This is a genomic window from Rhizobium sp. CF122 (genome assembly GCF_000282035.1).
Taxonomy (GTDB): domain Bacteria; phylum Pseudomonadota; class Alphaproteobacteria; order Rhizobiales; family Rhizobiaceae; genus Rhizobium.
In genome coordinates this window covers 62,666-74,765 of record NZ_AKKA01000095.1, presented here as the reverse complement: position 1 = coordinate 74,765, position 12,100 = coordinate 62,666, and the positions used below count along the sequence as shown (strand labels likewise).

Annotated in this window: 14 protein-coding genes and 2 pseudogenes; 8 read left to right on the top strand and 8 right to left on the bottom strand. The window is 58.2% G+C overall.

The window, feature by feature from the left end; genetic code table 11:
• Nucleotides 1-62: 62 nt before the first annotated feature.
• The 4 genes and pseudogenes from PMI09_RS32565 to PMI09_RS24330 form a co-directional block, all read left to right on the top strand.
• A pseudogene (locus tag PMI09_RS32565) lies at nucleotides 63-170 on the top strand (TetR/AcrR family transcriptional regulator); the annotation flags it as partial.
• 48 nt (nucleotides 171-218) lie between these two features.
• Entirely contained in the window at nucleotides 219-608 is a 390-nt protein-coding gene (locus PMI09_RS32365) for a TetR/AcrR family transcriptional regulator (protein ID WP_244423819.1), read from the top strand.
• A 29-nt stretch (nucleotides 609-637) separates the two neighbouring features.
• Nucleotides 638-763, top strand: coding sequence for a hypothetical protein (locus PMI09_RS32560; protein WP_007800709.1), 126 nt, complete (start codon nucleotides 638-640; stop codon nucleotides 761-763).
• 199 nt (nucleotides 764-962) lie between these two features.
• Complete coding sequence (locus PMI09_RS24330; RefSeq protein ID WP_007800707.1) at nucleotides 963-1,796, top strand: SDR family NAD(P)-dependent oxidoreductase; 834 nt, start codon at nucleotides 963-965, stop codon at nucleotides 1,794-1,796.
• 445 nt (nucleotides 1,797-2,241) lie between these two features.
• Here PMI09_RS24330 and PMI09_RS24325 read toward each other — a convergent pair whose 3' ends face one another.
• Both PMI09_RS24325 and PMI09_RS24320 read right to left on the bottom strand, forming a co-directional pair.
• Nucleotides 2,242-3,669 (bottom strand): aldehyde dehydrogenase family protein, encoded by a 1,428-nt coding sequence (locus PMI09_RS24325; protein WP_007800705.1) that lies wholly within the window; start codon nucleotides 3,667-3,669, stop codon nucleotides 2,242-2,244.
• Between the two features lie 165 nt (nucleotides 3,670-3,834).
• The gene (locus tag PMI09_RS24320; RefSeq protein ID WP_007800703.1) at nucleotides 3,835-4,245 is read right to left on the bottom strand and encodes a winged helix-turn-helix transcriptional regulator; all 411 of its coding nucleotides are present in this window, start codon (nucleotides 4,243-4,245) and stop codon (nucleotides 3,835-3,837) included.
• A gap of 100 nt (nucleotides 4,246-4,345) precedes the next feature.
• On the opposite strand from PMI09_RS24320, the gene PMI09_RS24315 reads away from it, so the two are divergent.
• Complete coding sequence (locus PMI09_RS24315) at nucleotides 4,346-5,467, top strand: NADH:flavin oxidoreductase (protein WP_007800701.1); 1,122 nt, start codon at nucleotides 4,346-4,348, stop codon at nucleotides 5,465-5,467.
• Nucleotides 5,468-5,709: 242 nt separating this feature from the next.
• Here the strand turns inward: PMI09_RS24315 and PMI09_RS24310 are convergent.
• A pseudogene (locus tag PMI09_RS24310) lies at nucleotides 5,710-6,318 on the bottom strand (HEPN domain-containing protein); the annotation flags it as partial.
• A 2-nt stretch (nucleotides 6,319-6,320) separates the two neighbouring features.
• Here PMI09_RS24310 and PMI09_RS31035 point away from each other — a divergent pair.
• On the top strand, nucleotides 6,321-6,608 hold the full coding sequence (locus PMI09_RS31035) for a hypothetical protein (protein ID WP_007800698.1): 288 nt from the start codon (nucleotides 6,321-6,323) through the stop codon (nucleotides 6,606-6,608).
• Here PMI09_RS31035 and PMI09_RS24300 read toward each other — a convergent pair.
• Nucleotides 6,602-6,919, bottom strand: coding sequence for a DUF736 domain-containing protein (locus PMI09_RS24300; protein ID WP_007800696.1), 318 nt, complete (start codon nucleotides 6,917-6,919; stop codon nucleotides 6,602-6,604). The genes PMI09_RS31035 and PMI09_RS24300 overlap by 7 nt on opposite strands.
• Nucleotides 6,920-7,050: 131 nt before the next feature.
• Between PMI09_RS24300 and PMI09_RS24295 the strand changes: the two genes are divergently transcribed.
• Complete coding sequence (locus PMI09_RS24295) at nucleotides 7,051-7,323, top strand: CopG family ribbon-helix-helix protein (RefSeq protein ID WP_007800693.1); 273 nt, start codon at nucleotides 7,051-7,053, stop codon at nucleotides 7,321-7,323.
• Nucleotides 7,311-7,604: a type II toxin-antitoxin system RelE/ParE family toxin gene (locus PMI09_RS30670; RefSeq protein ID WP_081499108.1), complete on the top strand. Its 294-nt coding sequence runs from the start codon at nucleotides 7,311-7,313 to the stop codon at nucleotides 7,602-7,604. Before PMI09_RS24295 ends, PMI09_RS30670 begins: the two co-directional genes overlap by 13 nt.
• A 538-nt stretch (nucleotides 7,605-8,142) precedes the next feature.
• On the opposite strand, the gene PMI09_RS24285 is transcribed toward PMI09_RS30670, so the two are convergent.
• The 4 genes from PMI09_RS24285 to PMI09_RS24270 all read right to left on the bottom strand — a co-directional run bounded on the left by PMI09_RS24285 (nucleotide 8,143) and on the right by PMI09_RS24270 (nucleotide 12,081).
• Nucleotides 8,143-8,691, bottom strand: coding sequence for a sugar O-acetyltransferase (locus PMI09_RS24285; RefSeq protein ID WP_007800688.1), 549 nt, complete (start codon nucleotides 8,689-8,691; stop codon nucleotides 8,143-8,145).
• A 500-nt stretch (nucleotides 8,692-9,191) separates the two neighbouring features.
• On the bottom strand, nucleotides 9,192-10,373 hold the full coding sequence (locus tag PMI09_RS24280) for an amino acid aminotransferase (protein WP_007800686.1): 1,182 nt from the start codon (nucleotides 10,371-10,373) through the stop codon (nucleotides 9,192-9,194).
• A 63-nt stretch (nucleotides 10,374-10,436) separates the two neighbouring features.
• Nucleotides 10,437-11,219: an ABC transporter ATP-binding protein gene (locus PMI09_RS24275; protein WP_007800684.1), complete on the bottom strand. Its 783-nt coding sequence runs from the start codon at nucleotides 11,217-11,219 to the stop codon at nucleotides 10,437-10,439.
• A gap of 1 nt (nucleotide 11,220) precedes the next feature.
• The gene (locus PMI09_RS24270) at nucleotides 11,221-12,081 is read right to left on the bottom strand and encodes an ABC transporter permease (protein WP_007800681.1); all 861 of its coding nucleotides are present in this window, start codon (nucleotides 12,079-12,081) and stop codon (nucleotides 11,221-11,223) included.
• Between the last annotated feature and the right edge of the window lie 19 nt (nucleotides 12,082-12,100).

Below are 12,100 nucleotides of genomic sequence, written 5' to 3'. Positions count from 1 at the left end.
GACGAGCCCCCCGCACCCGTACAGAAACTCACAACGATCTCTGGCGGGAGCGCATCCTCGATGTGGCGGAAGAGCACTTTCGCCGCATCGGTTACCAAAAGACATCGGTAGCCGACATAGCATCCCACCTCGGGATGAGCAGCGCCAACATATATCGCTTTTTTCCTTCAAGGGCGGCGATCAACACGGCGATTTGCGGTCGCATCATCGGACGAACAATGCAGTCCGCAGATTCGATTGCACAGATGGAGGGGCCGGCTCACGAGAAGCTCGTAGAACTTTTCGATCAGCTTCACAAGGAACGGAAAAACACCTTCCTCCACGAGAAGCCGGTCCATGATCTGGTTGTCGCCGCAACGGCACAGAACTGGGCGATCATCGGTGCGCATAATAAGCATCTCGTCGCGATCATCGAGACGATCGTAAATGAGGGGATCGACAAAGGCGCGTTTCGTGTTGATGCGGTGAAAGCCGCCCGATCTCTGATGAACGCCCTCATGCCATTCTACCACCCTGTTCTTATAGAGCAGGGGGTCCGAGACGGCGAAGATACCGAAGAAGGTCTGCGTGATCAGATCCACTGTATTCTGAAAGCAATCGGTACGTGAAGAGAACCATCCTAGACATGGATTCGATCATGAATGCCATCCCAAGAATTGCCGATGCCGCGCGGCTCACGGCGCTTCTCGAGGCACAGCGCGCCGCATTCTGCGCGACGGTTCTCCGTCACTCGCCCGTCGTCGATCCGATCTCGCTAAACTGAGAAAGGCGCTGATCAGCCGTCGCGAGGCCATCGAGGCGGCCGTCGATTCCGACTTCGGCCATCGTTCCCGGCACGAGACGGCCGGTCATGGAGATCGGCGGACTTGTCTGGGGGATCGATTATTTACGCAGCAACCTGCGCCGGTTCATGCGGACGGAGCGGCGCCATATTTCCCTCCAGTTAATTGACAGGAAAACAAATGCAACACACTGCTGAAACGGGAACACAAATCTCCGTTGTTGAAAAGTTAGATGGCTCCTCCGGAAAACGTGCCCTGATCACAGGCGCATCAAGCGGCCTTGGCCTCGAATTTGCTGAACTGCTGGCGGCGCAGAAGGTCAATCTCGTGCTCGCAGCCCGGCGACGGGAGCCAATGGAAAAGCTCGCCGCCGCACTTCGCCGAAAACATGCCGTCGATATCGTTGTTGAGCCAATCGACCTTGCCGCGCCCGGTGCTGCTGCCCGTTTAAAAAGCAGCTTGGACGAAAGGTCGATACAGATCGACATCCTGGTGAACAATGCTGGGTACGGCTTGCACGGCGCATTTCTGCAAACGCCGATCGAGCGCACCACCGATATGATTCAGCTCAACATCACGGCGCTTACCGAGCTGAGCTATGCTTTCGGGCGTGACATGGCAGCCCGGGGATCCGGCCAGATCCTTCTTATTGCGAGTCTCTTGGCGTTTCAGCCCGTTCCCACCTTTGCTGCTTACGCGGCGACGAAGTCTTTTGTGCTGGCCTTTGGAGAAGCACTGCATGACGAACTTCATCCGCAAGGTGTGGTCGTCACCAGTCTTTGCCCAGGGCACACCGAAACGGGTTTCGATGCAGCGGCCGGCGCTCCTGTCTCGCCCATGCTGCGCCTTCTGACGATGAAACCCCGTCCCGTCGCCCAACGCGGTCTGCGAGCGCTATCACAGGGGAAAGCGTCCGCGATCGCCGGGTTCATGAACAACGTCGTTGCGTTTTCAAATCGCCTGACGCCGCGTTCGATGCAGCGAGCCACCATGAAAAGAATTCTGGGGCCATAGAATTTGGTATCGGTTGCCGCTCCACACTCCCGAAATCTGGGCCGGTCAGTTTCCAATCTGACAGCGTGCGATGCGTCTTCGACATGGAAATCTACCACCCCGAACGATCCCTTCAGTCGCTTACAGCATCCCCAACACCTAGGGATGATCAATGGTATCGACACGATGAGAGTGGTTGCTATCCGTGCCAGTGACCGCTGTACGGCTGACGGAAAGTTCCATAAATAACTATACTGATCTGAAAGCGGCAGGACGCTCCATCTGCCGGCGCCGCCTTCTATTTTCTTCCGCGCCGGGGTGAAGGATCGAGAACAGCGGGGGCTGCAAGAAAGCATCGCGCTTTCGAAAAGTACTGACAGATCACGGTTCCTCCGCCGGCGGTGGGAAGAAACAGCAGAATGCCCGGATCAATCGAGTTCCGGGCATCCATAATCAGATTAGGCTGTTAGGCTGCCTCACGGAAACCGATGATGGCCTTGGTCTCAAGGAATTCAGCGATCGCCATCGGACCCCATTCACGTCCGTTGCCGGACTGCTTGTAGCCCCCGAAGGGCGCAGCCAGATCAAGATTAACATTGTTCAGGTAGACTTGGCCGGCACGTAGGCGACGCGCGACAGCTTCGGCCGCAACCCGCTCACCCTGCACATAGGCGGCAAGCCCGTAGGTCGTGTCGTTGGCGATCCTCACCGCTTCCTCTTCGTCGGAATAGGCGATGATGACCAGGACTGGTCCGAAGATTTCTTCGCGCGCGATCGTCATGTCGTTGCGCACATCGGCAAAGATCGTAGGCCGGACGTAGAAGCCAGCATTAAGTCCGTCGGGACGGCCGAGCCCTCCAGTCACAAGCGTGGCGCCTTCATCGAGACCCGACTGGATCAGACGCTGGATTTTGTTCCATTGCGCTTCCGAGGCCACCGGTCCCATCTTTGCATTCGAAGCAGGATGGCCGACCGACCACGTTTCGGCGGCCGCCTTGGCATAGCTGATTGCTTCGGCAACCTGATCGACGTGGACCAGCATCCGAGACGGTGCGCTGCAGTTCTGCCCGCTGTTCAGCATCATCTGCGCCACGCCCCCTTCGACAGCAGAAGCGAGGTCCGCGCTACGCAGAACGATGTTGGGTGACTTTCCCCCCAGTTCCTGATGCACCCTTTTGACTGTGAGGGCACCGGTGCGAGCCACCTCGATCCCAGCCGCAGTTGAGCCGGTGAAAGATACAAGGTCGACGTCGGGATGGCTCGTCAAAGCATTGCCGACAACGCGGCCATTCCCATGAACAAGGTTGAACACGCCCTTGGGTACTCCGGCGTCATGGAGGATCTCGGCAAGGATCGTACCTGAGAACGGCGCGATTTCAGACGGTTTCAACACCACGGTGCAACCCGCAGCAAGTGCTGGTGCCACCTTTGCGGCCATCAGCATCAAGGGCCAATTCCATGGCGTTATCAGCGCGCAAACGCCGATCGGCTCGCGCACGACTTCGCTTGTGCCAAGCGGCTCATCAAAACGGTAGGTCGCAAGCGCTGCTCGTGCAATCTTGAAATGGGCAACGCCGACGGTCACCTGCAATTGCTCTGAAAGCCATTGCGGCGCGCCCATTTCATCAGTTACCGCTAGGGCAAGGTCGTTCGCTCGCTTGTCGTAGGCAGCTATAATCCGGTCGAAGAGCGAAATTCGCTCCTTAATCGAGGTGAGCGAATACGTTTCAAATGCCTTTCGCGCGGCTGAAACCGCATCGTCCACGTCACTCGCATCGCCCAGCGCGACTTGACCAACGACGGTTTCGTCCGCGGGGTTGATAACATCGATTACGGCTGTGCTTTTGGGCTGTACCCAGGTTCCGTCGATATAGAATTTAAGATTGTTACGCATGAGAAAGCTCCATCATTGTTGATGGAGCCATAAGTATCTTTTGTAAACTTGGCGTCAATCAGGCACTTAAAGTAGCCCTGGTAGGGCACGGTATACCTGTTCCGAGTTCTCTTTCCCGAACCGCCGCGAGCCAGTATCGGACCTCCTGCAGTCGATCTCGTCGCGTTAAAGGCGTAACTGGATTAGCGCTCTGTCCGCGCCCTTCTGTCCGCCATCTATGCTGTCGAAAGCCTCTCTTGCCGCGGTGACCTCCGGCAGTTTTACCAGTGTCCATTTGTGAAGTTCCTGGAGTGGCTCCCGTAACGTTCGGCCCAGCGGCGTCACCTGATACTGAACTGCGACCGGCGAGAGTGAAATCACCTCTCTCGCTATCAGGCCGTTGCGTTCGAGGCGACGGAGGCACTGAGTGAGGGCCTTTTGCGTGACGCCTTGCAGCCGACGGCGAATGGCGTTGAAGCGCTGCGGTCCGTCATCGAGCACGGCAAGCACCATCATCGACCACTTGTCAGCAATCTGATCGAACAAGGCCCGGCTCGGGCATTCAGAAGAAAAGCAGAGCGGTTCCAGTTCGAGCATGATGGTTTCCTTCGATATACCTAGGCGACTTGAAGTGCCTGATTGACGCTAGGTCTACATAATATACCAGTAGCGCCGTTAAACGCAACGGAGTCTACTAATGCCCAGTCTCGATACAAGCAGCCTGTTTCGCCCCTTCACCGTCCGATCACTCGAACTCAGAAATCGCATAGTCATGGCGCCCATGACCCGCCTTTTTTCGCCTGAGGGCGTGCCGGGGCCGGCAAGTGCTGACTACTATCGGCGCCGGGCAGAAGGTCGCGCCGGATTGATCCTGTCTGAAGGGACGGTGATTGATCGCCCTGCATCGCGCAACGATAGCGGAATTCCATTCTTTCATGGCGATGCAGCACTTCAAGGATGGAAGAAAGTGATTGACGCTGTTCACCACACTGGCGGTCGTATGGGGCCACAGATCTGGCATACCGGAGCGACGCGCTACATCAATAATTGGGAGCCCGGCGCCCCGGTGGAAAGCCCGTCTGGCCTCAACGCGCCTGGTGAGGCGCGCGGCGTTGCGATGACTGAGGAGGATATCGCCGATACTGTCGCAGCCTTCGCCAAAGCCGCGGCAGACGCCAAACGGCTTGGCTTTGATACTGTCGAAATCCACGGCGCGCACGGCTATCTGATCGATCAATTCTTCTGGGCGGGTACCAATCGGCGAACCGACCGGTATGGCGGGTCAACGATTAAGGAACGCTCGCGCTTTGCTGGCGAGATCGTTGGCGCCGTGCGCGAAGCGGTTGGACCTGATTTCCCGATCATTATGCGCGTCAGTCAATGGAAGCAGCAAGATTTCAGCGTGCGGCTCGCAGAAACACCAGCGGAGATGGAGACTTGGCTATTGCCTCTGGTTGAAGCAGGCGTCGATGTCCTTCACGTTTCGCAACGTCGCTTCTGGGAGCCCGAATTCCCGGAGATTGACGGCGAGAATGGTCTCAATGGCGCAGGATGGGCCAAGAAAGTGACGGGCGCCGCGACGATCGCTGTCGGATCGGTGGGCCTCGACAGCGACGTTACTGCCAGCGCTTTTGTCGGCAAGGGATCAACTACAGCTAGCCTCGATCGCTTGATCGACCGCATGGATCGCGATGAGTTCGACCTTATCGCTGTGGGGCGCGCCTTGCTCAGCGATCCTGACTGGGCGGCTAAGATCGAAAACGGCGATTATGGGACGTTAAAGGGCTTCGATGCCGCTGTATTGGCCGAACTGATTTAAGAAACACGGGGCGGGCGTTGGCAAGACTTGCGTCCGCGCGCTCATGCACTTGCGACATTGCCCCCTGGGGAAGAATGCAAATCGTTCGGCAGCCGCTTCTTCAAGTTCCATAAATTAGGCTACGCCGTAATGTGGTATTTTGATACCAAGCTCGCCTATCATTCCTCTGGAATGGATGGCGGCGACGGTCCATAGATGCCGCCGCCGAAGCAAGTTTACGGATACATCGGTTCGATTAATGGCTACAAAGAAAGCCGTTCGCGACAAATGGCTTCTACAAGGTCCTGCAGGGACTTAACGCGCTCAACCAACCAAATCAACTCTTCTTTACTGATTTCGAATTTCGATGAATATCGTGCCTCGAAATAAGCCCGCGACAGCAATTCGAAGCATCTTCGGGGAAACCGGCTGTCGCGCGGCCAAGCAGCGATCAGTCGGCTGTCGACTGCCTCGGCCTGAGAGCGCAACACCTTTATTCGATGTGACTTGGGGCTGTAGAGGGTGAGCGTCAGCAGGGCGCAATGATAGGCACGTTCAGTGGCTTGATGCAGCATGAATGCGCCGTCTCGCCAGATACCGTTGGAAATACTGAAGTCAGCGACCTTCAATGCGTCCAGTGATAACTGATACCTCTGCTCAAAGTAGCTCGCGGCCTCGCGATGCGCCTCCTCAACCGTGAGGGGCTTTGGCTCAGCCAGCGGATGGCCAGGTTTCTCGTAGAGGACGACGCCGTCCTTGGCGATGTCAACGAAGAATGGTCTGCCACGGGAAAGCTGATCGTTGACATCGGCCAGGGCGTGGATGATCGGCACGACGGGCGTTTCGATCCGATGACTGAGCTGCTCTTCCAATCATGTTCGACAACCTGCCGTCGTCGTCCGGCCACATGCGGGTCATCAAGGAAACCCGCAACGAACTCTTCCACAGCAATCCGATCAAGGACCGCAAGAAGATCATCGAGGCGTGCGAGCGCATCCTGAGCGGCCTGCAGTTCCATCTCGGCGACTACGACCACGATCTTGGCGCCGCGCAATATGTCCGAGTGCCTGCGACTGTCGCCCGCGCCCGCGCCACGTCATTCCGGCGCGGTGAGGGCGGGATGCGGATCCGCCTTGGCGGATCGGCAAAGCCGCTTCAGTGAACCGGCCGGTTCCAGATGATGGCAAAGACGTCTTGGTCGTCCTGGCCGGCGGCAATCCCGAGGTTGGCGTAGATCTTGCGGGTCAGCTCGGGCGTGTCGGTGAGCGAGAGGTAGTCGTCGCCGGTTTCCCTGTTCTGCCTGATCCAGCCGGCCCCGACTTCGGCGCCTTCGCTCATGATGCGGAAGGTGGGTGCGTTGGGCTTTGAGGCGGTGATGGGCACAATCCGGATCGGGGCCTTGATGGAGAGAGTGACCAGGCGGCCTTCATATGCGCCGTTTGCGAGTTTGGTGACGATACCGATATTTTCCAATGTCGCCTCGCTTCATCTCGGCTGGGCCGAGATGAAGCGGAAGCTCGCCGCGCAACGCTTTGCGCATGGACAGGACGAGATGGGTTTCTTATATTATCACAAGGTATCACCTTCGAATAAAGGCTGCAGACATGGCGACCTCGATCAAGATCGATGACGACCTCAAGGGCCGTATCCAACGTTTGGCCGAAACCAGACAGCGTTCTGCACATTGGATCATGCGCGAAGCCCTCAAGCAATATGTAGAGCGCGAGGAGGCGCGGGAGAGCTTCAAGCAGGAAGCTTTGGCATCATGGGAGGCTTATCAGGAAAACGGACGGTATCTCACGGGAGCGGAAGCCCGCTCCTGGCTTTCGACCTGGGGCACTGATACTGAGACGGAAGCGCCGAAGTGCCACGAGTAGTCCTAACCGAAGGCGCGGTTGTTGGCCTTGACCGCTGCCGCACCTTCCTAACAGCTAAAAATCCCAACGCGGCCCGCAAAGCCGCCGAAGCGATTGCCCATCATTTCCTTTTGTTGGAAACGGCGCCCGAAATGGGGCGCCCCTTCGGTGACGATCCCGAGTTGCGTGAATTGATCATTGAGTTTGGTGCTGCTGGTTACGCTGCGCTTTATCGGTATGTTCCGGTGAAGAACGAGGTTTTCGTATTGGCGTTCCGCCATGTGCGTGAAGCGGGATATTAACGGCGGACGCTTGCATTCGATCGTTTGCCCGAACTCAAAAAGCTTGCTCAACAAACTTTTCAAATGTTTGCAGGGTTTTGACGACAGCATGTTCGGAACCGTGACGGTGCGCTTCTTCTCACCGCAAAAACCGGGCGGTGAAATCGCTCTTTTCCAACATGTGGGAATCGTGTCGCTCATTTCGAAAAGAGCGGATGGAGTGAGAAGGGCGTATGAGCGGCAATGCTGAAGGTCTTTAGGATCTTCGTTCGATTCTCTTGAAGCCGGTCATTGTGAAAACTGACCGAGCAGCTCGGCCGCATCAGCAGCGGCTCGCGGATATCCGAAGCAGCGGGTGGGCGCTGGGTGGTTGGCCGGTCACGGAACTGGAAGCTGGCCGAACCCGGACCAGTTCTCCGGTGAAGGGGGAGGCGGCTAAGACTTGCATCCCTTCGCCGGAGGGTAGCTGATTGGTCGGATCAATCTGACGCGACCTTCGCCGTCGGCGGCGCCAGTAGCACTCGCTTCGAGCCCACCATCGAAGTGGCGGCTTTGTCCGTCAGACCTCCCGCGCGGGGTTTCCAACCACCGTTGCGCCTTCCGCGATGTCGCGGGTGACGACTGAACCGGCGCCGACGATGGCGCCGTCGCCGATCATCACACCGCCAAGGATGATAGCGCCCCCGCCGATCCAGACGTCGGTACCGATCGCCACGGGCCGGTCAATCTGCAGCCCGCTGCGCCTAAGAGCCGGATCCCTATGATGGTCGGCACAGTAGATGTGGACGCCAGGCCCCAGCATGGACCCTTCGCCGATCCGCACGCTCGCCGTGTCCAGGATGGTGCAGCCGGCATTGAGATAGACACGGTGGCCGAGTGCAATGTTCATGCCGTACGCGCAATGGAACGGCGCCTCAATGAAAGCATCGTCCGGTGCCTCAGCAAAAAGCGCCCTTAGCGCTGGCGCAATGTTGCCCCGGTTTTCGGGATCCAGTGTGTTGTGCTGATGCACTGCCTTGCGCGCAAGCACGCGCAGAGCGTCGAGCTCCGGGTCGAAGCAGCAATACCATTCTCCAGCGGCCATCTTTTGTCGTTCACTGTCACTCACGAGACCCTCCTCGGTTGTTCACATACCGCTGGCACGATGATGGACGAAGGTGTAGCGTCGCCGCAAGAGTTGCAATCGCGCCGCTCGGCTTGGGCAGATATTTGCGTCAGGGTTCATGCCGCCTTGTGCTTCCGCCACAAGGATAACCGAACCTCGATTGAAATACTGGTCATCACATCGCGCGACAATGGACGCTGGTCCATTCCCAAGGGATGGCCCATGGAGCGCAAAGCAATCTCGGCAGTGGCGACGATAAGTCGCTGGTCGATCGAAAGGAATCGTTTCCGGGCTTCGGCGCCGATTAATTGCGAGTGTGCGGTTGGGTTCCTTTCAAGAGCATGGAGAGCCCGAACTTCAAATCTACTTGAGACGATCCTCCGTCTCAGAACGCGTTGCCACGATAGCGAATGGCGTTGACGCTTCAATTTGCAGATTTACCCGTTCAAGTTAGCAGAACGCGCCCGCAGCTTCGCCCACTGAGCTGACAAAGGTTCTTGGGCTCAGAGCACCGAGACAACGGCCTTGGCGAGGTCGTCGAGCCGGTCTTCCCTGAGGCCTGCGACATTGAAGCGGGAATCACCAACCATATAGATGCCGAACTCATCTCGCAGGCGGTCGACCTGCGCTTCGGTCAGGCCGAGCCGCGAGAACATACCCCGGTGGTCGGCAATAAAGTCGAAGCGCGAGGAGTTGGACTGGCGACGGAGCGCCTCGGCAAAGCCCTTGCGCAGGTTGAGCATACGAAGCCGCATAGCTTCGAGTTCGGACTTCCAGTCGGCGCGCAGTGTATCGTCCTCGAGGATAAGGCGGACGGCGGCGGCGGCATGGTCCGGCGGCATGGAATACAGCACGCGAGTGGTAGCGAGCGCCTGACTGCCGGCGATCTTTACGCTTTCTGCGTTCTTGCCCATCAGGATAACGGCGCCGACGCGGTCGCGGTAGACCGAAAAATTCTTCGAGCAAGAGGTGGCGACAGCCATTTCCGGCACCCTGCTTGCGAGTAGGCGAACGGCGGCGGCGTCTTCCTCCAAACCGTTGCCGAAGCCTTGATAGGCAAGATCGACGAAGGGGAAAAGATCACGTTCGACGAGAAGATCCACGACCCGACCCCACTGCTCGATCGTCAAGTTGGCGCCGGTCGGGTTGTGGCAGCAGCCATGCAGTAGGATGATGTCGTCGGCCTTCGCCTGCTTCAATCCCTCGAGCATGGCATCGGCCTTCACCGTGCCGCTGACTGGATCGAAATAGGGATAGGTCGCGGTTTTGAAGCCTGCAGCCTTCAGGATCGGCACATGATTCACCCAGGTCGGATCGGAGAGCCAGACGGTGGCGTCAGGCCGGGCCTTTACAAGCAGGTCGGCGATCGTGCGGAGCGCGCCCGAGCCGCCCGCTGTCTGGCAGGCGAACATGCGCGAGAGATCGGCCTTCTCGCCAAAGACCAGCTTCAGCATGGCCTTGTTGAAACCTTCATCGCCTGCCATGCCGATATAGGTCTTGGTCGTCTGGCTTTCATAAAGGCGCTTCTCGGCGTCACGCACGGCCCGCATGATGACGGTCGCACCCTGCGAATCCTTGTAGACGCCGACGCCGAGATCCATTTTCGTCGGCCGTGCGTCATTTTTGTACAGAACCGAGAGGCTGAGGATCTTGTCCGGCGGCGCGGCAGTGAGGGTTTCGAACATGGCTTATCCTTTGAATTGAGGTCAAATGCGAGCTGCTTCAGCCGCCGCCCCGCATTGGCGGAATCAATGTTCCAATTCGCTTTGCGATCCGGCGCGGATTGCGGCAAGCACCTGCTTTTGAAGAGCAACGAATTCCGACGTCGAAATCATGTCCTGGCTCCGTGGACGGGCGAGCCCGACGTGGAAGGTCGCGTTGATGCGTCCCGGATTGATACTCATCGCGACGATCCGGTCGGACAGATAGACGGCCTCTTCCACGTCGTGGGTGACGAAGAGAACGGTCAGCCGATGCTCCTCCCAGATCTGCGTCAAGAGTTCCTGCATCTGGTGTCGGGTCAACGCGTCAAGTGCGCCGAACGGCTCATCCATCAATAGCATTTTCGGGCGATAGGAAAGGGCCCGTGCAATGGCGACGCGCTGCTTCATCCCGCCCGACAGTTGCGACGGAAATGCATCGGCGAACTTGGTGAGCTTCACCAGTTCAATGTGCTGACGGGCGACATCTCTGCACTCGGCTGCCGGCCGCCCGGCCGCCTGCAGGGCAAATTCCACATTCTGTTGTGCAGTCAGCCACGGCAGCAGTGTGTAGGATTGGAAGACAACGCCGCGATCGAGCCCTGGGCCGACGATCGGCGCACCGTCCGTCAGAAGAACGCCATTGTCGAAGCCCTGAAGTCCAGCCACGATAGACAGCAGCGTACTCTTGCCGCAGCCGGATGCGCCGACCAGGGAGACGAACTCGTTGTCGGCAAGTTCCAAGTCGATACTGCTGAGCGCATGAACGCGGTTCTTCCTGCCACCATACCACTTGTCGAGACCCTCAATCTTAAGTTTGGATTCGCTCATCTCAATGCCTCGAAGCGTAACGGAAGAAGACACGCTCGAGGGCCTTCATGCTCTGGTCTGTGATCAGACCGAGCAAGCCAAGGAGCAAGATGTAACCAATGATCGTCTGCGTCTGGAAATATCGCTGAGAGACGACGATGCGATAGCCGAGGCCGGATGTCGCCGCGACAAGCTCTGCCAGCACAAGCCAGGTCCAGGCCCAGCCAAGACTGATGCGCAGCGTGTCCCAGATGCCGGGGAGGGCGGACGGCAGGACGATGCGGCGCAGGATCTTGGTCTCCGACATGCCGAGTGTACGGCCCAGTCCGACGAAGTCGGTTGGCACACGCTTGACGCTGTCCATGACCATCAGCACCTGCTGGAAGAAGGTTCCGATAAAGATGATGACGAACTTCTGGATATCGCTTGTTCCGGCCCACAGAATGGTCAGCGGGACAAAGGCGACGACTGGCATATAGCGGACGAAGTCCACGAAGGGCTCGATGGCCGCTTCCCAGGTCTTGAAACAGCCGATCATGATCCCGATCGGGATCGCCAGGGCCGATGCAATCAGAAAACCGACGAGCATTCGATAGATGCTGATCCCGGCATCGGTCCACAGCGTGCCATCCATCGCCAGTTCCACCATCTTGGCCCACACCGCTCCGGGCGAGGGCAGGAAGATGGGCTTTACCCATCCGGTGACGGTAGCAACCCACCACACGGCAAAGAGCAGCGCAAAAACGGCAACCGCAATCAGAAAAAACGACCGGCCGCTGATCGGATCCCCGATCCGAAAGGCACTGGGTGGTCTACCGACGCCCGCGCGCGATTGCGCGCGGGGCCTTTCCTTCGTTGTCGACGACAATTCTGAGCTAGACATTACGGTCCCGTTGGTGGCC